Below are 22,283 nucleotides of genomic sequence, written 5' to 3' on the forward strand. Positions count from 1 at the left end.
AATGTGGTTGTTTATGAACTCGCCTCTGTGAGTGCAGCGGTTAATATGAATCGCCTGTCAAAGGCGGCTCGCGGCTATTAATCCGGATATCAAGCCTTTTGTGCTAACTAATAAGATATAAGTTGCTTCCCTTCGGGGGGTTGCAGTGCAATTGTGCGCCTATCGACTGTGATCAGCTCTCTTGGGGGTTGCACCCTTAGGCATCGATCTTATTAGTATCCAGGAACTACTATCAAGAGTGCTGTGCTTATTCGCAGCTCTGTTTTTTTAGCCACTAACGCCTGTCTATCAGTCTCAAATGATTCGAACCCGGAGAACATTATGCAAAGCGCATGCGCGGAAATTCAGGCCCAGGTCAACGAGCGTATCCTGGAAATATCCATCAATCGCCCTGAGCGCAAAAATGCACTGACCATGGCTATGTACACCGCCATGGCGGAGCTGCTCAATAGTGCTGTCAATAATAGTGAAATCCGCGTAGTTATCCTCACTGGCGCTGAAGGTATTTTTACCAGTGGTAACGATTTGGCAGATTTTCTCGGCGGCGCTGCAGAGGGAGAGGAGTCCCCGGTATTTCAGTTTATGAGTGCGCTCTACAACTTTCCCAAACCGGTAGTGGCAGCTGTTAATGGCCCGGCAGTAGGTATCGGCACCACCATGCTGTTGCACTGTGATCTTTCATTTGCTGGGCACGATGCTATGTTCCAGATGCCGTTTGTCAACCTGGGCCTCTGTCCAGAGTACGGTTCCAGTTATCTGCTACCACGTATTGCCGGCCACGCAAAAGCATCGGAGCTATTGCTGTTGGGCAAAAAATTTAGTGCTCAAGAAGCGGTAGATATTGGGATCTGCAATGCGGCAGTGGAGCCTGAACAGGCAATTGTACGTGCCCGAGAGGTGGCTGCTGAACTAGCGGCTAAGGCACCTGCCGCTGTTCGGTTATCTAAGCAGCTACTGCGCCGTGCAACTCAGGAAAAGGGTTTGGAGTTTATTCAGGAGGAGGGACGTCACTTCCAGGACCGTCTTACTTCTGAGGAATTCAAAGAAGCGGCGACTGCCTTTATGGAGAAGCGTCCTGCAGACTTCTCCAAGTTCGATTAAAAAAATGGCCGCTTAAGCGGCCATTTTTTTGTTACTCAGTATCCACGTTTTCCATGGTGAGGGCGGGAAAGGTAATTGACAGCTTGATCGGGCTGGTCAGTGAAAATTCCATCGACTTGCAGTTGGTAGGCGGCAAAGTGGAGGAATTGGTTAAAATTTTCGAATTCCTCTGGCAGATTTTCAGGTTCGGCGCGGAAAGTGTAGGGGTGAACCTGAAGATTTCTGCGATGGGCCCGACGAACTACATTATTAGCCCTTGGCCGGCCATCCTCAACTTCCATTAACATGGGGTACCAGGGGCCGATGCCATCGGCATAGCTGGCAATTTTACGCAAGCCGCCGCGCTCCAGCATCCAATCGTAATCATAATTTTTTATTGTACCGTCAACGTCAATTAGCTTTTCTCCCCAGCTTGTTGCTGCAATAAGCTGAACTAGGGGAAGATCTATACCCATTGCCGGCATTAATTCAAACTTGATGCGCTGTAATTCCTCAGCATCGAAGCACTGTAGGAAAATTTTTTGCTGTTTATCGCTATAACCATATTCCTTGAGTTTTAGTAAGACGATTGAAGCGATATCTTTGCCCTCCCAGTGGTGAAAATAGGGCTTTTTAATTTCAGGATAAATGCCGATTTCATATCCAAGGGATTTATTTAATCCCTGAATTAATTCTAATTCTTCTTCGAACGTGGATAGTTGGAAACTGGACTTCCATAAAGGGAAACGATTTGGATACTTTGCTTGAGGTCCATCTTCTCCCATGGAAAAGGTTTCAGTGACCTGGAGTTTTTTTAGTTCTTCCAAAGTAAAATCGATAGTGTAGTAGTGCCCATCTTCACGGGAGCGTGCTGGAAATACTTTCGCAACATTGGTTGTGCTATCGAGATAGATATCATGCATTACGATTAGGTGGTCATCTTTACTAAGTACCAAATCCTGCTCGATATAATCCGGTCGCATAGCATAGGCCATGGCCTTTGCTTCGAGGGTGTGCTCTGGTAAATAAGCCGATGCACCTCTATGTGCGATTACCATGGTGTGCTTGGCAACATCCACGTTGCTTTCGGCACAAGTGATGTTCGCAGTGGCGGAACCGATAATCAGTAATGTAGACAGAATTCTTTTGAACATTTGCAAGAGATCCCAGATAAGTGTGGGAAGCTTTCTAGCAAAAGAATATGACAAAGATATATCAGTATTAAGGAAGCTTTAAAGAGTGTGAACCATCGAGCATTTAACTATCATCACAGTTTTTTAAGAATTTAACCGGGCTGATTGCCCGGTTAGTATAGTTATCGAAAATACTTGGCTTTATGCAGGTACTTTATACTGATACCTCTTGGGACCATAAATGTTGCGAAAATTGTTTTCGCAAGTCTTTCTTGCTGATTTTTCCTGTAGCGGTATGGGGGATATCTGAGATGATGATGCAGTCATCGGGAATCCACCATTTTGCAAAACGTCCTTGATAGGTTGCCAGAATTTTCTTGGTTTCGAGTTTCTTGCCGGTCTCTGGTACAACTATCAATAATGGCCGCTCAGCCCATTTTTCATGAGGTATGCCAATGACTGCTGCCTCGGCAACACCATCAAGGGTCATGGCAAAATTTTCCAGCTCTATGGAAGAAATCCATTCTCCCCCGGATTTGATCACGTCCTTGGTGCGGTCAGTAATGGTCAGGTATCCAAAAGGATCTATAGTGGCTACGTCTCCGGTATCAAACCAACCATCAGTAGTAAGCGCAGACTCTTCAGCTTTATAGTAGCGCTCGCAAACCCAAGGGCCTCGTACCTGTAGGGCCCCAAATGCAATACCATCGTGAGGCAGGGGACTACCCAGGGGATCGATAATACGCATTTCCACTCCAAATCCTGCGCGCCCCTGTTTTAGGCGCAGAGCTTTGGATTCATCTGCCGGCAATTTGTCGTCCACTCGAGCATTGTAGGTACCCAGAGGGCTCATCTCTGTCATACCCCAGGCATGATGTGTGTAGACACCATGCTTTTCCTCAAACTCTTCCATGATACTCCAGGGGCAGGCAGAACCGCCGACGACCACACGGTTTAGGCTGGGGATGGTTTCCCCGGTTTCGCGCAGGTATTTGAGTAGTGCCAACCAAACGGTAGGCACGCCTGCGGCAATAGTGACAGACTCCTGTTGCATAAGGCGGCTGAGTGTCTCGCCGCAACCCATTTTAGGGCCGGGCAGCACCAGCTTGGCGCCAACGGCTGGTGCCGCATAGGGAATAGACCAAGCATTAACATGAAACATGGGTACAACGGGAAGGATGGCTTCATTATGGCGGATGGCAAAGGCATCCGGCATGAGCACCCCGTAGGTGTGTAATGTCATCGCGCGGTGAGAATAGAGCACGCCCTTAGGGTTGCCTGTGGTACCTGAGGTATAGCAAAGAGCGGCGGCACTCTGCTCATCTAGTTCCGGCCACTGGAAATCGCCGGGATGATTACTGAGGAGCTCCTCATAGCAAAAGTAGTTTTTCAGAGTGCTTTGGGGCATATGTGCTTTATCAGTCAAAACGATAAAGCCCTCTACGCTGGCGAGCCTATCGGCTAGTTTCTCAATTAGCGGAACAAAAATAGGATCAATAAACAGCCAACGGTCCTCGGCGTGTTCGACAATATAGTGAACTTGTTCAGGGAATAAACGTGGATTGATGGTGTGACAAACAAGTCCGCTACATGATGTTGCGTAGTAGAGTTCAAAGTGGCGATGATCATTCCAGGCCAGGGTTCCGATACGATCACCGTGTTTGGCCCCCAGTCTGGATAGAGCCTGGGCAAGCTGGGCAGAGCGTTTAAAAGCCTCTTTATAGGTGTAGCGGAACCGAGGATTATCCTCAGTAACTGAAACAATTTCACTATTGGGTGAATTGCTTAAGGCGTGCTGCATAATACCAGTGAGGGTAAGTTGAGACTGCATCATCATGCCGTTCATTTATAGCTCCTATTATTATGGTTATGATCACTTTCGGTGCTTTATCCATCAGAGTATGAAAAGTGATATTCACAGGACTATCAATTATTTTCTGGTTTTAAGCAAATAATGTGCTGTCCTGGAGGCTGGCTATAAACATACCTTTTTCTACACATTAATGATATCCCTTACACAAAGGCTCCAGGGGCAGTATATTCTTTACTTATCCTTGTTGTTAAGTAGCTCTAATGAAAGGGTTATTACTCTACTTTAAATACCGCCGCTTTTTTTTAACTCTCTGGGTAATTTGTGTTAGAAATGCAGAATATCATTATAAATATTAAGGACAATAGTAAAACTTAAGCCCTATTTTTTTATTGTACTATTTTGATCCATTCGCCGGGTTCAGGTTCGCCACGAGGATAATAACCGTTGAGAAGTCGTAACTGTTCCTCAGCGTATTCACCAATCTCCATATGCCGTGCTAAAGAGGAAAAGGTGGTTTTATCTGTGGCTTTTACGTAGCGAAGCCGTCGTATATCCTTCTCTACGATATCGGTTTCCCGCAAGGGTCTGAAGCTGCGAATACTGGTTAAAAACATGCTGTCATATTGTTCAAGGTCATCTTTTTTATGGGAGGTTGTATCGGTGATTTTACCCTCCAGTATGAATTGTCGACTGCCGTAGTAGATAATCGCAACCCTATCCGGCTCAACTTTTACTTTTTCGACAGAGGGGACTTTTCCTGTGTGGCCCTCAAGTTGATATTGATTCAGTTTTTCACCTTGTTCCAGCTTGCGTAAGTCATATTCTTCTCTCAAGGCCATATCTGCGGGTTGATTACCCTCACGTTTAGCAACCTTGATAGTAATAGTTGCTGAGTTATCTGGGGCTGAGCCTACAATGGAAGAGCGCTGGTTGGTTACTGTCCAGCCGTCGGGAAACAGTAGTGAGAATCCTAGGCGTTTGTGATTAAAGCGATTTTTATTGGATTGTCTAGCGTTGTCGCCATATACTAAGCCATCGGTTTTCTCGCGATAGTAGGCTACTTTTACATCTTTGCTTTCTTCAGGAAGAGTGCCTGCTGCCTTGACCACTTCCTGTAGGCGAATATCATTTCGAGGGTGAGTAGAGAAAACACCATGATACGTCTGGGGTTTCTTTCCCTCGATACGCGCACGCCTACGGGCAAAGGTTTCCTGGTCTTTTAATATGCCGATCACACTGATCATGGCTGCAGGATCATAGCCGGCTTTGTACATGTATTGAGCACCGAAGCGGTCCGCCTCTAATTCCATCTCCCTGCCATAGCCTTTTACCGCAGCGGTACTCCAGAGGTTAGCTGCATCACCGACAACACGGCTGCCGGTAACCAGTACAGATAATACTGATGCGGCACTGGCACCGGTGGCTGCTGTCTTCTGCCGAACCGCATGGCGTGCGGTAATATGTCCAATCTCATGTGCAAGAACGGCTGCCATTTCCGCTTCTGAGTGAAGGTAGGTGAGCAGGCCGCGATTGATATAGACATAACCTCCAGGCAGAGCAAAAGCATTGATGTCCTGGCTGTCGATAATGGTGAAATGATATTTAATATCCGGTCTGTCGCTGGCTGCTGCTACCTTTTGTCCAACATGATCAATATAGGCAGTAAGTACTGGGTCCTGGTAAATAGGTGTATTTTCTATCAGCTCTTTATGCATTTCCTTGCCAATAGAAATTTCCTTGTCTTCTGACATCAATACCAGATCTGGGCGGTTGGTGGCCGGATTGAATGCACATGCCGTACATGCGGCAAGCAGTATAAATACGCACAATCGAATAAAATTCAGCATTACCTCAGCCTCCCTGCTTATGTTTGTTTATGAACTTGTTCTGGCTGCGGGTATCAAGAACTGCTGTAGCTGCACCGCCATCCCTTTACAAGCGTTGTTCTGTACCCGTGCGATCAGAGGGATCGGAATTACGATAGCGGGCATATAAGATGTACCCTTGGCGTCTGCGCTGAGTTTTCCGGAGAGCTCCCGGTCACGAAAATCCCACACGGCTGCTTCATAATCGGATTCCTTATCCCAGGTACCGAAACCAAAGCAGCCGGCCCCGCCGGTACTGATGGTGCAGCTTATAGAACCCGCACTGGCAGTGGTTTCTGTGGAACCGTCTATCCAGACTATGTATTTCACCCCATAGGATTCCATGCGCTCGCGAACTTCTTTATTCTCCATCAGGCGATCGAGTGAACGCACATGCATTGGTGCGGTTCTGGGTTCGAACCAGGGATACATAATATCCACAAACTCTTTTTCGGGGATAATGTTAACCCCCATCTCCGGATTGTGTAGCTCCCTGCCGACACAGGCGATAAGGTTGGGCTCTGTTTCGTAGTCACTGGAGTGGCGGCGCCCTAATATCACCACTGAATCCCCCGCTGCGAGTTCACCATCGCTGCGTCTGTACTCATCAATAACTACCGTGGTGCAGCCGCTGAGGAATGCCAGGGTTAAAATAATGAATGGCTTGAACACAATAAAATCCTCTATTCAGCCTGTGGGGACTTCACTTTAAATTCCTGTAATGAAGCAGATCTGACCTTTCCAGAAAGAAATGCCTGTAGTTCTGGCACCTTTTCGAAACCTGTATATAAGGTTGCTCCAGCATCACGTAAAGCTATGTTGATAGCTTGGGTTAAAGCTTGCTCCTGAGATTGCAGAAAGGCTGTCGGTGTTTTTCCGTAAGCGGTAATCACCCAGCTGGCCACCTGGTTTCCCTGGGAGTCATAGGCGTTCATGTCATACTTGATCCAGACCTCAAAAATATTGACTTTGGTTTCTCTCGGCATGGTGAACTGGAGTTCACGGACCTCAGGAACTATAACCAGCTCGACATTAGCGGGTACATCCTTAGGGTATTCAGACAAAGAAACCGTGTTGATAAACATGGAACCTAGAACTGTTTCGAACAAATTTTCCTGGGCTCTTCCAGTATTTATTTTCCACTCTTCACGGTCTTCACTATCTTCTTGATAGGTGTAATTCTTGAAATCCTCACTGAGGTAGATCCCAACCGAAAGAGGAAGTTGATGGCCTACAGGGGCTGGATAATTTCCTTCAACCTGAACTGTATGTGAGCAGGCTGCGACAATTAGAGAGAGAAGAACCACAATCGCCAGATGAAATGTGGAATCCTCCTTTATCCTGTACTTCATGAATGACTCCTGGTATCAATCAGCTAGCGAAAATCGTTAAGTCCAACAAAAGTGCCGCCATTGCGATAAGTCAGTTCTCGCATCAAAGCGGCAAAGCGAAGTCCGGTAGTTTGTAAATGCGGTGGTCTGGAAAACTGTATGGGGAATCCCACTGCGTGAATGCGAATATTGCGCTTGCCTTCTCCATGTTGGGCATTGACCCGATCCACTGCCAACATGACATTGCGTATGGATTTACCAGTAAATTCATCACCGAGAACATAAATACTGATTTTTTTGCTGGGATCGTAGAAGCTTCGGACGGCTTTTTGTATGCCCTCGACGGGGCTGGAGTTACTAAAAGGGTTCCAGGTTTTTAATCGTTGGAGAATTGCTTGGCGGCGCCCAGGGGTGTCGGGGATCCATTTGTTTCGGTAGTTGAAGAACATGTAGTCACCCATGTCATTCATTATCTGGATACCTTTGACATTGGGATAGAGGTCGAGAGTGTTAACCATTTCCGCCATCATGCGGTCCCAGCCATAATTAAACATACTGCCGGAGGTGTCGATTATGAAAAGAATGTACTCACTATCGACGGGTATCCCGCCGATGACATTATTTTTGCGCTGGTAGTTTTCACCGAGTAAACGGCGCATTTCTTCCGTCATTGATTGCAAAGCGATGGTCAACTCACCCTTTAACTTACCCTCTTCACTTTGGCCTTCGGTTTTACTGGCGTAGACTGCTTGCAGGGCTTCCAGCTCTCCACGTAGGTTGGCTATGCGTTTGCGCTCGATATCAATTTGTTCGCGCTTGGCGTTGAGATCCCGATTAAGAATGGTTGTTTCTCCACGAATCTCTGCGATTTGTTGTTGGAGCTCAATAACTTGAGCTTCCAGATCTACCTCTGCCTCTTCAAGAACAATGGGCTCGGCGGTTTTCGCAATCATCAATAACAGCACAATGGCGCCAAACCCACAGCAAATTACATCGAGAAAGGAGATGCTAAATTCTTCTTGGCGCCTTTTCTTTGACGAACCGATCATGGCCAGTCCCTCGATGGTGCGAGAAAAGATCCCTGTGTTTGCATGGCTAGCTTCCAGAATTCACTGGCAGCAAAAGGGTCGCCCTCCATGGGAGTGAGAATAATGTTGACTGGTACATTTGCGGGAAGGACTTTTACTGCGCTTTTAAACAAATTACGCCTCTCCCTGCCTGAGATAGTGGCTCCGCGGGGTGGTTTCATACCTTGGGTAGGCAGACCATCAGTGATCAGAATAATGTTATCGGGTAAAGGCGTCATGGCGTGAATGGCATTGAATACCCTTTCCAAGCTAGTGCCATTTTCTGGCACAATTTCATCTAATTCTTTGATCGCTTTATCCAGCTGGTCGCGATCATCCACATTTAGCCAACGATCTTCTGTTCCGGCAATTGCGGCGCGAAATGATGTATTGAAAGTATAGATCTGGTACTGGCTGTCTGGTGGTAGCTGGGCGGTAAGCCAGGAAACGGTATTAATAGCTCGTCGCCATTTTTCTGTCTGGCGTTTAACTCTTGAGGACATATTTCGGGCGCGAATGACTTTGATAAGCTCATCACCAAGCATTGATGCTGAGGCATCGAGTAGGATTAGAATTCGGTTTCCGCCAAGGCGAAGCCCTGTGAGATACTGTCGATCGCCATCACCAGTATATTTTCGAACATTATTGCCGAGTTTCTTATTCTCTTCTTCCAGGTCTTTTTTTGCCTGTTCCAGTTTTTTGAGTTTGTCCTGTAATCTTTTTATATCTTCCTTTTCATCGATACTATCTACTTCGGCAATATTGCCTTTTACCTCTTCAATTTGATCGAGGATACGGCGTGCCAGTCCTTGGGCTTCTGCCAGTTCATCGCTGACGATATCCAGGGTGTTGCGTGCCAATACAAGGTGCTCTTCGCCGAGAACGACCTCTTCCTGTAGCAGGTTTACTTCGGCACTCAGATCCTCGGTTTCCACCTCGATTTCATGATCGGAACCATGCTTGATGATGAGAAAAATCAGAGCAACTGCACCGAATCCACATGACATGATGTCCAGAAAAGATAGGCTGAAAGTGGAAAAGCGGCGCTGCTTACGTCTCATAACGTTCTACGCTGATTGCTGTTATAACGTCGTGCCGGTCTGCAATTCCGATTATATCGCCGGCGTTGAGATTAACCGGCGCGGCAATTTCCTCTCCATTGAGCATAAGGCGAATTCCCGCATCCACTCTTAATGCCAGGCGTCCCGCATGATTGGTAACGGTTGCCGCTGGATGTTCTGGTGGAGTGGGTGTTACCTGGAACTTATCCTCATGCCAAAAAACAAATAGAGGTTGCTGTGCCGCAAGAGCACGATGACCATATAGCAGGTGCGTCGCCGCAGCTTCCGAGGGCGCTTCCAGATGCAAACTGATTTCACTTTCTGGAGCCGCGCTGACACTGTTTACCAGTCGCAATGCGGAATCTTGGCTTCGAATCTCTTTCCAGCGATTTTTAATGGATTGAGCTGTACTGTCTCTAGCGAGAAGATGCATACGTTGGGCTAATTGCGTACCACCGGGGATTTCTGCCCAGCGGTGGGATATAAAGCTCACACTACTGCTATCGGCAAGGTTTTCAATCATTGCCCGCACACGGGAAAGTATGGGGGCCGTGGCGTCTTGAAGTTGGCGTAAAGAGATTTTTGCCGTTCGATCATCCAATTCAGCGAGAACCTCTCCCTGGCTCATAGCACGGCCGACCCATTGGGGCATCAAGTCGTATAGCTGTTGTTCGGATTCAGCGGAATGCAGCGGGTCAAAACGACACTGCATGATAAAGGCATCGGTAAATACTCTTGCCCAGGCTTCATGAAAATGGCAAAGGCCGGCATCGGCAACACTCTCCGCCGATTTTATGGTGGCGAGCTGATCTACCCATATGCGGGAGACCAGGGTTTGGTGTAGTTGTAATTCCACATGTATATGCAGTCCGGCTGGGGCCAAGTCGCCAACAGCTGCGCTTGCTGAATCAACTAGCCCGACCACATTCATATTACTTTCTTTGATAATTCCGAGCAGCAGTGCCAATTGCTCACGGGTAAAGTTTCCGGGTACGGCCAGTACCAACTCATCGGGAAGGTCGCAATGTTCAGAGATCTCCTGTAAGTGGCAGTAGGCCAGGTCGGCGTGGTGGCGACAGCGCTGGTTGGCCGATTTTAGTGATTCCAAGCTGAGTCTTCGCCAAAACTGGTTATTAACCTGAGTGGGGTGACTGCGTGCACGCATTTGCGCAGCGGTGCCTATATGGATACGTCCCGGTTCAATTACCGCGATCCCGGGGCTTTCCAGAACTTCTGTAGTGCCGATAAAAACTCTTAAACCACAGTCATTGATTTCAAGGACACCTTGTCCCATGGAGAATTCCTCGTGGCCAATATCCGAGATGATGATTTTGATGCTATTTAGCTGATTTTTAGAAACCTCAGCAGGCGGTTATCGCAATAATTCTGTGTGTCCAGTACCAGCCTTTCTTGCATAAGCTGTAACTGGTGGGTGAAAAACATAATGACGATACTGATCACGAGGGCGATAAAAGTGGAGTTAAAGGCGACACCAAGGCTTACGGTAACGCCGGCAATATCGCCTTCCACAGCCTTGTGGGCTTGAGATAGCGCCTCGCCAATACCGCGTACGGTTCCGATAAAACCAATAGAGGGTATTGCCCAGGTGATATAGCGAACCATCGCCAGTTCTGAGTCGAGCCGATCCCCCTCTGTTTCGCACACTTCTTTAACTGAGCTGGAAACTGCAGCCACATTTCTGGTCGATCCGAATCTTTGCAGGGCGGTGAGCAGTGCTCTGGGCACGAGGTAACCGCGCTCTTCTTCGGGTAAGGCCTGTATGGGGCGAGATAAGTCTCTTGTATCTTCCGGTAATATAGGGGTGCCTTCACTGATATTGAGCAGGGCTTTGTCGAGTAATTTACGTTCTCGCATGCTACGGCGTGCTTTTAGGCCCATGATTGCCATGGCCCAAAGCATCAGCACAAAACAGGCTTCCTGTTCGTAATCTCTCATTACAATGTACATTGAGCGTTGCTGAATATAGGTTTCCCCGGCCGCCTCTCGAGCGAGTTGCTCTTCTATCAGGGCGTCTGCATTGGGGCGGATGATGGCAACATAAATTGCATGAACCAGGATAATGGATCCTAGCAGCGCGAATATCTGGAAAATAAAATCTGAGGATTTAAATTTCATGGTGGTGCCCTTGGCGGCTTCTCTTCTAAATATCCACAGGATAGGAAACGGATAAATCTTCAGAGATTTCCTCTGAGGATTTGTAGTCGTCAGAACGGTTACTCTTACGTTTCTCTTTATTTTTCTCTGGTTTTTCCTTGTTCGCTTGAGCAACGGTTATCTCATCGGTGTCTTCTTTCTCTTGGGCAATAAGATAAGAGGGTAATAGAATGATGAGTACTAAGATGATCCTAAACATCTTCTCTCCTTCCTTAATTAATCCAGCGAGCCACTCTGAATCCAATATCGTTGCGGGGGGCTTCACCATAATCGCGGTAAGATAAGCGCAGCTCGGTTAAACCCGAGTGACGCCAGCTGGAGCCCCGAATTACATGGTAGTCACCATCTTGTGGCCCAATGGGGTTTTCTTCCACGCGCGATGAGAGTCCGGTACCAATGGTATATAGATCGTGAATCCACTCGGAAACATTGCCACCCAGGTCATAGATACCGAGGGGATTTGGGCTGTAACTGGCGACAGGTGCCGTCGCCGCATAGCGATCGCTATAAGTACGCAAAACAGCCGGCACAAGTTTTTCGGCGTGAGTGTCGGCGTAGTTTCCGGAGTTGTCGCCGATGGGAAGTTCATCGCCCCATGGAAATTTACGCATAGTGCCCTTGTCATAACGGGCCAACCAGGCCCACTCGGCTTCTGTAAGTAGGCGGTAGCCGTCTGCAGCTGAGTCAAATCCAACAATTTTTCCTTGCTCGGTCAGGTAGACGGGATTTAGGCCGTCGCGCTCACTGAGCCAATTGCAGAACAAGGCAGCATCGGCCCAGCTGACATTGACGACGGGAAGATTGTCATTATCCAGGCTAACTCCATTGACATGCCTTGAGGTGTGCATGTGTTTAAAACGCCGGAATTCGCCATTGGTTACTTCGGTGGTGCCAACGTAAAAAGGGCGGTTGAGAGAAACTTGGCGCATCACCTCGTTGGCACGGCGACCCTGTTCTCGGCGTGAGGAACCCATGGTGAATACGGCATTGGGACGCATTAATTTCATGGTTCCACCCGCAGCGTGACGGTAAGATGATGGAACCTGCTGCCAGCGAGCCTGCTCTTTGGTCAGCAATACAGCGCGTACTGTCTGCTCCAATTTATCGCTGGGGATTACGCTGGTGTCGAATGGCTGGTAACCATTTTTTCTGACTTCAATACTGTGACTTTTGGTGGGGAGATTGAATGTCTGGCCGCTTTTTCCCGCGTATTGCCCGTCAATATAAACTTCTGCCTCAGAGGGAACACTTGTTACAAATACTCTTCCATATACGGCATTTAAATTAACACTGAGGTCTCGTTCCTTACCGGCGGAGAGGTCGATGGTGTGCTCGACAGAAGCATAACCATCTTTAAAAAATCGTAGTCTGTGAATTTGTCCTGATGTCAGCTCAAGCTCCAGAGGCGAGTGACCGCGGAATTCGCCATCCACCGTAACGCTGGCGCCCTCTGGATTTGTGACCACTCGCAGCAGGCCATCGGCTGGGCCGAGATTTACTATGGGTAGTGTTTGATCCACACCGGCAGTGACCGCTATAGGGACATCGACAGTTTTATATTCCGGTAGGGAAATCGAGACCACTCTATCGCCCTGTACCAATTCTGTATTGAGTGGTGTAGTACCGAGAATTTTTCCCTCGGCTGTGACAGTGGCACCAGGGGGATTACTACTGATACGTATATTGGCCCAGGCAGGGCGCAGTTTGGCCTCCAGCCTGTGAGTATTATCTAGCCCTTCAATTTTAATTTCCCGAGTAAAAGGCAGGTAGCGATCGGAGAGAACGGTCACTCGCAGTGAACCTGGGCGGATATTCTCAACCAACCCATTTTTATTGGGGACTTCACTGTCATTGATCAACACTTTGACCGGAACTGGCGGGTCTGTTTCAACTTGCAAGTGACCGGGAAGTTTGTCCAGTGTCACCAAGTGACGGCTGTGTCCATCACTACCGACTTCCACTTCACCAGTCTTGGGTAAATACCCTTCTGCGCTGATGGTGTAATTGTAACTGCCAGGAAGCACTAGGTGCCCTTCTCCCAATGGCAAAGCGAAGCCTTCAATACTGACATTCGCGTTTTGAGGCACGGTTTCAAATATCAGGGATCGGGCGGCAACTAAATATACCAACGCCAAAAGGCTCAACAGCAAACAGGCCACCACAATCAGCGCGCGTTTGGAGAAAAACAGGCGAACTCGGGTAGAGCTGATCTGAACAGGTGTAAACCCTATGGGTTCGATGAGAGGGGATTCATCGACTGTAGGTTTCTCATCGCGGACAGGGATTGCTTCTTTCACTGCCATTTATGCTTCCCTATTGCTGTGTCGTTATGGATTTATCGCAATAACCTGGCACCGATGAAATAGATACCAACATGCAGCGGCCACCTAGGCTGGGGTGAATGTTTTTTGTGTGAAACAAAGCTTAGCTCGCTGCTACCAAAGGGATGGAAGTCAGCGAGCCGTTTGTCACGGAACACCTCTTGTCCTGAGAATCAATCTAGTGATCCATTCCAGGTAGGTATCGCCCCTTGCGAATATCCGATTTATTAGATTTTCTTAAAACTCAAGGGTTCTTGTACTCAGCTATTATTAGCGCCATTTACTTTCTCGGCGCACTGAATGACTACTTCGGTAACAGGCTTTCCGGGCTTAACGATAAACTCACGCCTGACGTCCCGATACCCATCGCGGGTACCGACTGCGGTATAGCGACCGGGCTTTAAAGCGATTTCACGTTGATCGAAATTACCGAGACGTCCTACATGGTAAATTGTGACACTGGTACTACGGTCTGATTTGAAGCGAACGGGCAGAGGGATTAATGCCTGGGTGAGTGCATTTTCCAGGTCGTCTATTTGTTGGACGAGACGGGGTGTCTGTGCATTTACTTTGCGGGCATCAGCGAGTACTTTGCGGGCAAAGTGGTTGCGTTTGCCCTCGCTGAGAGTGAGTGGATCTTTGAGCAGTTCTTGTAATTGATCATCTAATTTCGCCCTGGCTGAAGATCGCGCCTTACCTGTAACCGCAGCGACCAGGCTGCTGTCTTTTTTCAGTAAAGCGGTATAACTGCTTAGCGCTTCATGCCAAGATTCTTTTTGCTCCTGTGAGCGAGCTACGTTTAATAAATTATTAATTTTTTCCCGTTCCACGCCATTTTTAGCCTGTTTTAGACCAATGGCAGGCGCCTTGGCGCTGGGTTTTAACGCCTGGGCTTGATTGAAAAACTGTTTTGCTGATGAGTAATTCTTATCGGCGATGGCTGCATAACCTGCAGACATCGCTTTCTGATAATCCCTCTCGGTAATTTCTACCTCTACCTTCGCCAGCAATGCCTGGGCCTGAGGGGTTTCGGGGTCAATCGAGAGTGATTTTTTCAGAGATAACTTGGCTTGGTCCAGGTTGGAGGCTGAGTAGGCATCTTTCGCCTGAATATATCTCCACCAAGCAGAAGGTAATTTATCGGCGCGCTCTTTGCCCTTTAGACCTCTTGGGTGATCTTTGGAAATTGTGAGGACCAGATTAAACGCGGTCATTGCGGAATCCCTTTCGCCTGCGTCTAGTGCGCGCTTGCCTTCTGCAAGGTGTGCCTCAATTCGCTCTGGAATACTGTCACGCAATGTTTCCAATGCTTGCAGAGACTCCTGGTACTTTTCCAAAGCCTGCTTAAATTGCCTTTTCCGATAAATACTATCGGCCTTTAAAGACAAGTCTTCAGCAGCATAAAAATCTTCGAATGCCCATAATTCTACCTGGCGCTCCTTCAATTCCTCTTTGACCGTAAGAATCTCTTGCAGGATCTTTTGTACATCCCTGCGTTGCTGCATGATTTCGGCATCGGAATAAGGCGATGCTTGAGCTGGGCTTTCATCAGGGGTGGTACTAGTCTTGGCAACTGTGGTTTTATCAGGCTGTAATTTCGGAGTATGCACAACTTGGGGAAGTCCCCAAAAAACACCTACCAGACCACTGAGCATGATGGCACCTAACACAAAGGGCCAGTAGGAATTTTCTTTGCCCAGTATATCCGCTTGATGGCTGGTATTTTTGGTTACTCGAGCTTCCTCGCCGCCAAAGCTGAACTCTGCGGGCTCGATTGGGGTTGAATCTTCCTTGGCGTTATTGCGGTGCTGCATAATGGTTCCGCCGTTTTATTCAGTTACCCAGCGAAGATCTTGGGTGCTTGCTAAAGATTAAAAAATCTGACCGGTTTACCTCGGTAGCATTTCTATTTCATATGCTGGTTTCGGAAGAAGCGGTTTCGGCTTCATAAATTTCCTTTAAAATTTCTCGCCATTGCCGATATTGGTTTTCTACAGTGCCGCTCAGGGTCACAGTGCGGTCCTCCAGTTCGACAATTTGTGGTTCCACTTCAGCTTCCATAGAATCTCCCAACTCCTGTAAAGCCTCCAGATTCATCTTGGCATCAGCGCGACGATCAAATCCGCTCTTGATCAGGTAGCCGCCAGCACCAATGCCAACCTGACCCGCTGCCTGGGCGCTGCCACCGCCCGCACCGGCAGCAGCGATACCACCGATAATGGCTGCGGCTCCCATGATGGTGTGATTGCGGGCTTTGCGTTTGAGCTCGCGCATTTGTCGCACCTCTTCATAGCTGCGTGCGCGCCACTCCTGATAGGGAACTTCCATTGTTTTGGCGAAGGTTCCGTAGTACTCCTGAAGTGTGTCCACAAACAGGTAATCGCGTTCGCGGATTTTTCGCACTCGCTGTAACATGGGATCATCTGCTGCAGGCAGGGCACTCAGGTAATAAATACCCTCTTGGCTTTGCTGCAGATACCGGGTAAAGGCCTCTGGGGAAAAGCTTCTGGCGAAGCGCATTTCAGAAATAGTGCGGATTTCGGCAATTTGCTGGTTGGATAAACCCTGCCGATAATTCAACATGTCATTGGAAACCTGGTTGTAGATTCCCTGAAAGGCATCCCCTTCGGTTGGGTGCTTACGATCATAGGCGTAGTGGGATGCGTATTCGGAATATTCTTTGGTAAACCAACGCTGACCGCGTGAATCAGTAACCGTTACTTCCATGGTGAGAGTTTCACCATCGGATTGGATAATCCTTCCAGAAACGGTCACATCAATATTGGTGCGGGCAGAGGGGATAACCCTTACTGCGCCCCACCCCAAACTGGATTGCAGTGAATTTGCTAGGGTAACCGCCATAAAACGGGATTCAGCCTGACGCAACTCGGGAAAGACCAATGTGTCTTCGTCAACTTCAACCGTATCAATGCCTGGATCGAACTGGATAACGCCTACGTCCAAGAGGCGTTCTTCCGCAATATTTTTGTCCTCAATGGTGAGGGGAGTAAAAGCGGTGGTTCGCACTTCGGTTGTGGTACACCCACTAAGCACCGTGATTAGTAATCCGGTGGTTATGATCGCGAGCCGTGCAGCCTGCAAAAAGCGGTAGTTGTTTCGAGCTAAAAGTGCCATCTATGCGTCCTCTGTAACTACTTCGTCGCATTTTTATATTTTCGATATTCTTCCCAGAGTTTTTCCCGTAACTCAGGATCGGTCTCCCGTGTAGCCGCCTCACGAATTTGCCGCGCCACTACATCGTCATCAGTACCGTTGGGAATGTCTGCGGGAACCACCGGCTGAGATCCCGTGTGGTTGTACTCCCCCTGGCGACCCTTTGTGGGTAAGCCGGGGCCTGTCACTTGCCCGCTGGAATTGTTTTGCTGAGGACTGCCGCCACTGGAAGCTCCGCTCCCCGGAGGTGCCGGGATTTCAGCTTCTGCGGATTCAATCAGATCTTCCAGTGATTCTCCCGGTGGCGCTTCGTCCATTGCCTCCTCTTCGGATTCTTTTGTCGCGGAGCCGGGTCTGTTACGTACATAGTCACGTTCACGCAGGATCATGCCATCGTAGCTCACCATGGTGGATTCAAAGCGACCTTCCAGCTCTGCGACTCTCTCTGCGGTGGTGCTCGGGGCCTCGTTGGGGGCGCTGCCAGCGCGAGCGGAGCTGTTACTGGGCTGCCCACTTGCGGAGGCACTGCTGCTTGAGGCCGAGCTACTGGAGGCGGAGCTGCTTGATGAGGCACTGGAAGCTGAGGCGGTTTGCTCCTCCTCGGAGAAATCGACCTCATCTGGTGGGGTGCCATCTTGTCCCGAGGAGGGATCTGGAGGCATACGGCGTTCATCAGGGGATTCCTGTGAATCGCTGTAGACCGGGGAAGAGGGAGAGCCACTCCGGGAATCTGCCGTTGGCATATTTTCTCCCGGCGAGCGGTCTCGGGAGGAACGCTGATCTTCACTGGAAGCCGTTCCCGAATTTTGCTGAGATTCCCTCTGCGCCGTTGGCATATTTGCGCTAGGTTGGCTCTTAGAACGGCTACCTGGCTGCCCGCTACTGCTACTTGCAGATTGTGATTGGCTGGAGCTCTGAGAACTGCTGCTGGATGAGGAGCTGCTCTGAGACTGAGATTGTGACTGTGATTGCGAGCTGGAAGAGGGCATCGATGGCATTGCAGGCGGCTGCGATTGGGTTTGCTGACTCTTACATCCAGCAATCGCCGTGGTCAGCAAAGCGGCAGAGAACAGAGTGTGCCAGCTAATGCCCTGGCGGTGACTTTTTCGTACCGCTTTCCGAGTTGTCATCTCTTTTCTCCTAAAGGGCTTGGCGTTATGCCGGAGGCCGTAGAAAAATTTCTACGACTCCCTGGCTGCCCAGAAAATGGCTGGTGTGGAAATTTAAAAGTAGTTGTTATTTGATTATTTGCGCGCTCTTCATAACCATCAGCCAATGGCGGTAAAGAAAAATACTTAATCGAAGACGAAGCGTTGAACGATGCCGCGAGTTTCCACGGCTTCACCATCTTCGAAGCGTGGCCGGAATTTGGCGCGTTGAAGAATGTTTCGCACCTTGGAACGAATCTGTACTTTATCGGATGGGTAGGCTCTGAGAATTTTAATATTGCGCGCTTTGCCAAAGGCAGTGACATCGTATGAAACAGTGATATGTGAGTTAGCCAAGGCCTTACTCTCTGATTCCAATATCGGCAGGGCGGGAAGAGCGATGGGGCGACCAAAGATGTCATCAATTTCATCGCTTGAGGCACCGTTATCCCAGAGTGATTTATAAGCCTCACCATAAGTGCGACGTGCGGAATGCCATTTATTGAACATCATATACCAGTCGCCCAATTCAACTTTTGCTTTTGCCGATGCGGCCGGGGGTGATTGGGGATTTCTCTGATAGACATCGACGATTCGGGTAATCGCCTTTTTGCCCGTGTTAAAGCTCTTCATGCGGTAGTGATCTACCATACTGCGCTGATTGATATCCGGGCCACCGCCAAAGCTGGTATTGACGACGAGCGGTGCCTGGGGTTCTCCTTTGTAATTGGCCAGGTAGTAATTCGTAGCCTTTAATCCGCGCAGCGCGTCTACCAGTCGCAGATCATTGGAGCCAAAATTTTTGGTGATGATATCCACCGCCAAGGTATAGAGTTTGGTGGCGCTGATCAGGTGCTCGACTAAGGTCTCGCCTTTTTTATCGACATAGGACTGTAGGTGCCAGCGACTCAGATTATTGATGACGGGCAACATCCGAGGGTCTTTTTTACCGTAATTTTTTTCGTACAACCAGTAGAGGTACTGCTGGTTATCGTTGGCCTCCTCCCACTGATTCAAGGCTATCTGGCTTTCTATCAAGCGCTCAATCATCGGTATTTGGCTGAGGGAATAGAGCCCCTCATTCACTCTATTGACCAGCATTGCGCGGCGGAACTCAGTAGCGGCTTCTTCGTGCGCTCCAGCTTTTTGCAGCGCGGTGGCTAGGCCTAACAGCTGTTCATCAATGCCGACACCGTAAGCGCCATACTCGGCTTCCAGGTCTTCGATTCGTTCGCGGTAATATTCGACGGCCTCTGAGGGACGCAGCTGTCTTCGGGTTTTCTTTAGGGGTTTGGAGGCGGCTTCAATAAAGGCCTGAGGAGGGGCCTTGGAGTCCTGGCTCACAGTGGCGTCATCTGCCGCAATGGCGCCGTTACACAGCAGTGCTGTGGCCGTAAACATCAAGCCGATAGCAAGGCGATTGCAGGTATCTATCTGTGTCACGATTGAACCACTTCCATTCCGGTTTACTTTGCCCACAGCTGTGCAATAGGCCTTAGCCATCACGCAGGGGGTGTGGATCTCGTCTCCGCCCGATCGCCGAAAACCGACAGATACGGTGGAAGCTCTCTCCTGAAATGTGGTTCTGTTACAACTCTGGGGACCGTGTCATTTTTTACTCATAGGCCCATCAGAGAAGGCGCATCCGGAGGCTTATTCTGCGCTCCTGGCTGCGTATTAAACAGTATAGCCAGCACCGTCTGTCATCAGAGGGTTTGTGACGGAGACTTCAACCAACCGGTGAAGAGATTACCGGGATGCCTGCGAGCACCCTTTTGGTTTAGCAGCTGGGGAGAAACAGCAGTGCCGATGGTCGGCAAGTAAGTGCCAAAAATTTTTAGAGTAAATTTATGTGACCAGTCATTGCTCTGTAAGCTGGAGGGCGCAGGCGGTGATATCTGGATTTTCATCCTATTAGGTGCGTTTTGAGTAGGTGAAAAAGGCTAAATCGATGGGGGCTGTGGTCAACACATTTGGATTGCTGGGCGACAGGCGCCATAATCAGCCGATTCGAATGAGAGGAGAGTGCCGGTGAGCATCTATATCGACCCCGAAGTGGCCGTAAGCCTGCGTGGATATGAAGTGCCCGAGAGGTTGGGCTTCGGGACGGCAATGGCCCCTGTGATGTTTCGCGCAGCCTGCCAGGATGGCTGCTGGAGCCAGGGTGAATTGATTCCCTATGCTCCCCTGTCTATAGATCCTGCAGCAAAAGTGCTGCACTACGCCCAATCGTGTTTTGAGGGCATGAAGGCCTATCGCACACAGGCTGGTGGTGTTGCTCTGTTTCGTCCAGAGAAAAATGCTGAGCGTATGGCCTCTTCCGCCAAGCGCTTGTGTATGCCCCCGGTGCCTGAGTCCCTGTTTCTTGATGCTGTGCGGACTGTAACGGCCTATTGTGCCAACCTGATACCCGGTAATAGTGGTGAGTCGCTTTATTTGCGGCCTTTTCTAATTGGTACCCAGGCGGACCTCACCGTCTCTGCCAGCACCTCCTATGAGTTCTATGTGATTGCGAGTCCTTCAGAGGCCTACCATTCCGGGAGCATGCGTCTTTGGGTTGAGCGTGAAGACGCACGTGCCGCTGTGGGGGGTACAGGAGATGCCAAGGTTGGGGGTAACTATGCCGCTTCCCTATTGAGTGTGGGGCGCTTAAAGGAGCGTGGTTTCGACCAATCCCTATGGCTCAACCCTGCTGATCGCAATAATATCGATGAGCTTTCCGGCATGAACTTCTTTGCGGTGATCGAGGGGAAACTGCATACACCAGCTTTAACCGGTTCAATTCTGGAGGGCATTACACGCTATTCATTATTGGAGCTCGCGAGAAGCCTGGGGTACCAAGTCGTAGAGGAATCCATTCCTATTGATAGGTTACTCAGTCAAATTGCTTCTGGTAGTTGTACCGAGGCTTTTGCTTGTGGTACAGCTGCCATTATCAGCCCAATCAGTGTTATTGGTGATGAAGAGCATTGCTACGAGCTATACCGGGCTCCAGGCCCTGTGGCCGAAACCTTACGTCAGGCGCTCTTGGATATTCAGGAAGGGCGAACGGAGGACCAGTTTGGCTGGATGCAGCCTGTTAAACCCGCGTGTTTCTGAACCAAGCCAAATAATTAAAAATAACCAGCTGCTAAGCAACGGCTGGTTTTTTCTTAATAGGCAAAAAAACAACCGATATTATCCCGCTTTATTTGCTCTTTCTTTATTTAGTCTGGTAGTCCGGGGTTATTTGGTATCACCATCCTCATTAAAAATGTTTCCGCGAGAAACGTGCATGTATGCATTTCCGCCAATTCCTATTGAGCGGTTGACTTGAACGACTGTTACTCCTACAAATAATTCGATACAAGAATAAACGCACTGGAGCTTTGTGGGTGGCCTTGGTGGTACCTTCATATTGACCGGCAGTTCCAAGATCAATTTGACTAGATAGGTCGCGCTCAGAGTTCCCCCAGAACCTGAGGAAAACAGAATGTTGACCCATATGCTCGGCCTTATGCTGCAACCTCGCAAGCAGTGGGAGCTGATTGGAAGCCTTTCCGAGAATAAATTACGCCGGCAAATTCCCTACGTTATTATTTTGGCGCTATTTCCTGCAATTGCCTGGTATTTTGGCACTACTCAGGTTGGCTGGAGTATTGGCAGTGGAAATCCGGTAAAAATAACCGGGCAGAGCGCTTTGGAATTGGTAGCTGTGTTCTACTGTACGATGGTGTTGGCAGTTGTCTCCATTGGATATTTTATTCATTGGATGGCCAGGACTTATGGTGCAGAGACGCACCCAATGAAAGGTGTGGTGGTGGCAGGATTTACTGCAACCCCAATTTTTTTGGCGGGTGTGGCTGGAATCTATCCGGTGTTATGGCTGGATATTTTGCTCGCTACAGTCGCGGTTGCTTATGCGGTATATCTGCTTTATCTAGGTATTCCAATTGTCATGGGTGTTTCTGAAGAGCGTGGTTTTTTATTTGCCAGCGCGATCATCACAGCCTCCCTGGTTATCGCTGTAATGGTTATGGTGGGCACGGTGCTGTTTTGGAGTTATGTATCCGCTCCAGTTTTTCATTGAATTTTCCCTCCATAGATCAATTTCCATGATCTATTTGTGTTGTATG

Annotated in this window: 18 protein-coding genes; 3 read left to right on the forward strand and 15 right to left on the reverse strand. The window is 48.9% G+C overall.

What is annotated here, in order from left to right; genetic code table 11:
• Positions 1–321 precede the first annotated feature (321 nt).
• A complete protein-coding gene (locus LC073_RS05445) occupies positions 322–1,101 on the forward strand; it encodes an enoyl-CoA hydratase (protein ID WP_226644512.1) in 780 nt (259 codons plus the stop codon).
• Positions 1,102–1,136: 35 nt separating this feature from the next.
• On the opposite strand, the gene glpQ is transcribed toward LC073_RS05445, so the two are convergent.
• The 15 genes from glpQ to LC073_RS05520 form a co-directional block, all read right to left on the reverse strand.
• Complete coding sequence (glpQ, locus tag LC073_RS05450) at positions 1,137–2,234, reverse strand: glycerophosphodiester phosphodiesterase (RefSeq protein WP_226644515.1); 1,098 nt, start codon at positions 2,232–2,234, stop codon at positions 1,137–1,139.
• A 193-nt stretch (positions 2,235–2,427) separates the two neighbouring features.
• Positions 2,428–4,059, reverse strand: a complete 1,632-nt coding sequence (locus LC073_RS05455) for a long-chain-fatty-acid--CoA ligase (protein WP_226644518.1) — start codon at positions 4,057–4,059, stop codon at positions 2,428–2,430.
• A 353-nt stretch (positions 4,060–4,412) separates the two neighbouring features.
• A complete protein-coding gene (locus LC073_RS05460; RefSeq protein WP_226644520.1) occupies positions 4,413–5,873 on the reverse strand; it encodes a M48 family metalloprotease in 1,461 nt (486 codons plus the stop codon).
• Between the two features lie 27 nt (positions 5,874–5,900).
• A complete protein-coding gene (locus tag LC073_RS05465; RefSeq protein WP_226644523.1) occupies positions 5,901–6,563 on the reverse strand; it encodes a hypothetical protein in 663 nt (220 codons plus the stop codon).
• An 11-nt stretch (positions 6,564–6,574) separates the two neighbouring features.
• Positions 6,575–7,243, reverse strand: a complete 669-nt coding sequence (locus LC073_RS05470; protein ID WP_226644526.1) for a hypothetical protein — start codon at positions 7,241–7,243, stop codon at positions 6,575–6,577.
• A gap of 23 nt (positions 7,244–7,266) precedes the next feature.
• A complete protein-coding gene (locus LC073_RS05475; RefSeq protein ID WP_226644529.1) occupies positions 7,267–8,271 on the reverse strand; it encodes a VWA domain-containing protein in 1,005 nt (334 codons plus the stop codon).
• Complete coding sequence (locus LC073_RS05480; protein WP_226644532.1) at positions 8,268–9,350, reverse strand: vWA domain-containing protein; 1,083 nt, start codon at positions 9,348–9,350, stop codon at positions 8,268–8,270. Before LC073_RS05480 ends, LC073_RS05475 begins: the two co-directional genes overlap by 4 nt.
• Positions 9,340–10,644 (reverse strand): hypothetical protein, encoded by a 1,305-nt coding sequence (locus LC073_RS05485; protein ID WP_226644535.1) that lies wholly within the window; start codon positions 10,642–10,644, stop codon positions 9,340–9,342. The genes LC073_RS05480 and LC073_RS05485 overlap by 11 nt, the downstream gene beginning before the upstream one ends.
• A gap of 47 nt (positions 10,645–10,691) precedes the next feature.
• Complete coding sequence (locus LC073_RS05490; protein ID WP_226644538.1) at positions 10,692–11,486, reverse strand: MotA/TolQ/ExbB proton channel family protein; 795 nt, start codon at positions 11,484–11,486, stop codon at positions 10,692–10,694.
• Between the two features lie 25 nt (positions 11,487–11,511).
• Positions 11,512–11,724, reverse strand: coding sequence for a hypothetical protein (locus LC073_RS05495; RefSeq protein WP_226644541.1), 213 nt, complete (start codon positions 11,722–11,724; stop codon positions 11,512–11,514).
• A gap of 13 nt (positions 11,725–11,737) precedes the next feature.
• Positions 11,738–13,828 (reverse strand): PEGA domain-containing protein, encoded by a 2,091-nt coding sequence (locus tag LC073_RS05500; protein WP_226644565.1) that lies wholly within the window; start codon positions 13,826–13,828, stop codon positions 11,738–11,740.
• Positions 13,829–14,106: 278 nt separating this feature from the next.
• A complete protein-coding gene (locus LC073_RS05505; RefSeq protein ID WP_226644569.1) occupies positions 14,107–15,660 on the reverse strand; it encodes a tetratricopeptide repeat protein in 1,554 nt (517 codons plus the stop codon).
• A 97-nt stretch (positions 15,661–15,757) separates the two neighbouring features.
• Positions 15,758–16,981, reverse strand: coding sequence for a hypothetical protein (locus LC073_RS05510; protein WP_226644571.1), 1,224 nt, complete (start codon positions 16,979–16,981; stop codon positions 15,758–15,760).
• Between the two features lie 17 nt (positions 16,982–16,998).
• Entirely contained in the window at positions 16,999–18,150 is a 1,152-nt protein-coding gene (locus LC073_RS05515; RefSeq protein WP_226644574.1) for a hypothetical protein, read from the reverse strand.
• 165 nt (positions 18,151–18,315) lie between these two features.
• Positions 18,316–19,611, reverse strand: a complete 1,296-nt coding sequence (locus LC073_RS05520; protein WP_226644577.1) for a tetratricopeptide repeat protein — start codon at positions 19,609–19,611, stop codon at positions 18,316–18,318.
• A gap of 588 nt (positions 19,612–20,199) precedes the next feature.
• Here LC073_RS05520 and LC073_RS05525 point away from each other — a divergent pair.
• On the forward strand, positions 20,200–21,267 hold the full coding sequence (locus LC073_RS05525; RefSeq protein WP_226644580.1) for a branched-chain amino acid aminotransferase: 1,068 nt from the start codon (positions 20,200–20,202) through the stop codon (positions 21,265–21,267).
• 373 nt (positions 21,268–21,640) lie between these two features.
• Positions 21,641–22,237 carry a Yip1 family protein gene (locus tag LC073_RS05530; RefSeq protein ID WP_226644582.1) on the forward strand — a complete coding sequence of 199 codons (597 nt, stop codon included), beginning with the start codon at positions 21,641–21,643 and terminating at the stop codon, positions 22,235–22,237.
• Positions 22,238–22,283: the final 46 nt, after the last annotated feature.

This window comes from Microbulbifer variabilis (assembly GCF_020524905.1).
Taxonomy (GTDB): Bacteria; Pseudomonadota; Gammaproteobacteria; order Pseudomonadales; family Cellvibrionaceae; genus Microbulbifer; species Microbulbifer variabilis_A.

Excerpts from the sequence above, each read along its gene's own strand:
- LC073_RS05495 (WP_226644541.1), bottom strand. The coding sequence starts at position 11,724 with ATGTTTAGGATCATCTTAGTACTCATCATTCTATTACCCTCTTATCTT.
- LC073_RS05530 (WP_226644582.1), top strand. The coding sequence starts at position 21,641 with ATGTTGACCCATATGCTCGGCCTTATGCTGCAACCTCGCAAGCAGTGG.
- LC073_RS05505 (WP_226644569.1), bottom strand. The coding sequence starts at position 15,660 with ATGCAGCACCGCAATAACGCCAAGGAAGATTCAACCCCAATCGAGCCC.
- LC073_RS05480 (WP_226644532.1), bottom strand. The coding sequence starts at position 9,350 with ATGAGACGTAAGCAGCGCCGCTTTTCCACTTTCAGCCTATCTTTTCTG.
- glpQ (WP_226644515.1), bottom strand. The coding sequence starts at position 2,234 with ATGTTCAAAAGAATTCTGTCTACATTACTGATTATCGGTTCCGCCACT.
- LC073_RS05510 (WP_226644571.1), bottom strand. The coding sequence starts at position 16,981 with ATGGCACTTTTAGCTCGAAACAACTACCGCTTTTTGCAGGCTGCACGG.
- LC073_RS05455 (WP_226644518.1), bottom strand. The coding sequence starts at position 4,059 with ATGAACGGCATGATGATGCAGTCTCAACTTACCCTCACTGGTATTATG.
- LC073_RS05515 (WP_226644574.1), bottom strand. The coding sequence starts at position 18,150 with ATGACAACTCGGAAAGCGGTACGAAAAAGTCACCGCCAGGGCATTAGC.
- LC073_RS05475 (WP_226644529.1), bottom strand. The coding sequence starts at position 8,271 with ATGATCGGTTCGTCAAAGAAAAGGCGCCAAGAAGAATTTAGCATCTCC.
- LC073_RS05500 (WP_226644565.1), bottom strand. The coding sequence starts at position 13,828 with ATGGCAGTGAAAGAAGCAATCCCTGTCCGCGATGAGAAACCTACAGTC.
- LC073_RS05490 (WP_226644538.1), bottom strand. The coding sequence starts at position 11,486 with ATGAAATTTAAATCCTCAGATTTTATTTTCCAGATATTCGCGCTGCTA.
- LC073_RS05445 (WP_226644512.1), top strand. The coding sequence starts at position 322 with ATGCAAAGCGCATGCGCGGAAATTCAGGCCCAGGTCAACGAGCGTATC.
- LC073_RS05470 (WP_226644526.1), bottom strand. The coding sequence starts at position 7,243 with ATGAAGTACAGGATAAAGGAGGATTCCACATTTCATCTGGCGATTGTG.
- LC073_RS05485 (WP_226644535.1), bottom strand. The coding sequence starts at position 10,644 with ATGGGACAAGGTGTCCTTGAAATCAATGACTGTGGTTTAAGAGTTTTT.
- LC073_RS05460 (WP_226644520.1), bottom strand. The coding sequence starts at position 5,873 with ATGCTGAATTTTATTCGATTGTGCGTATTTATACTGCTTGCCGCATGT.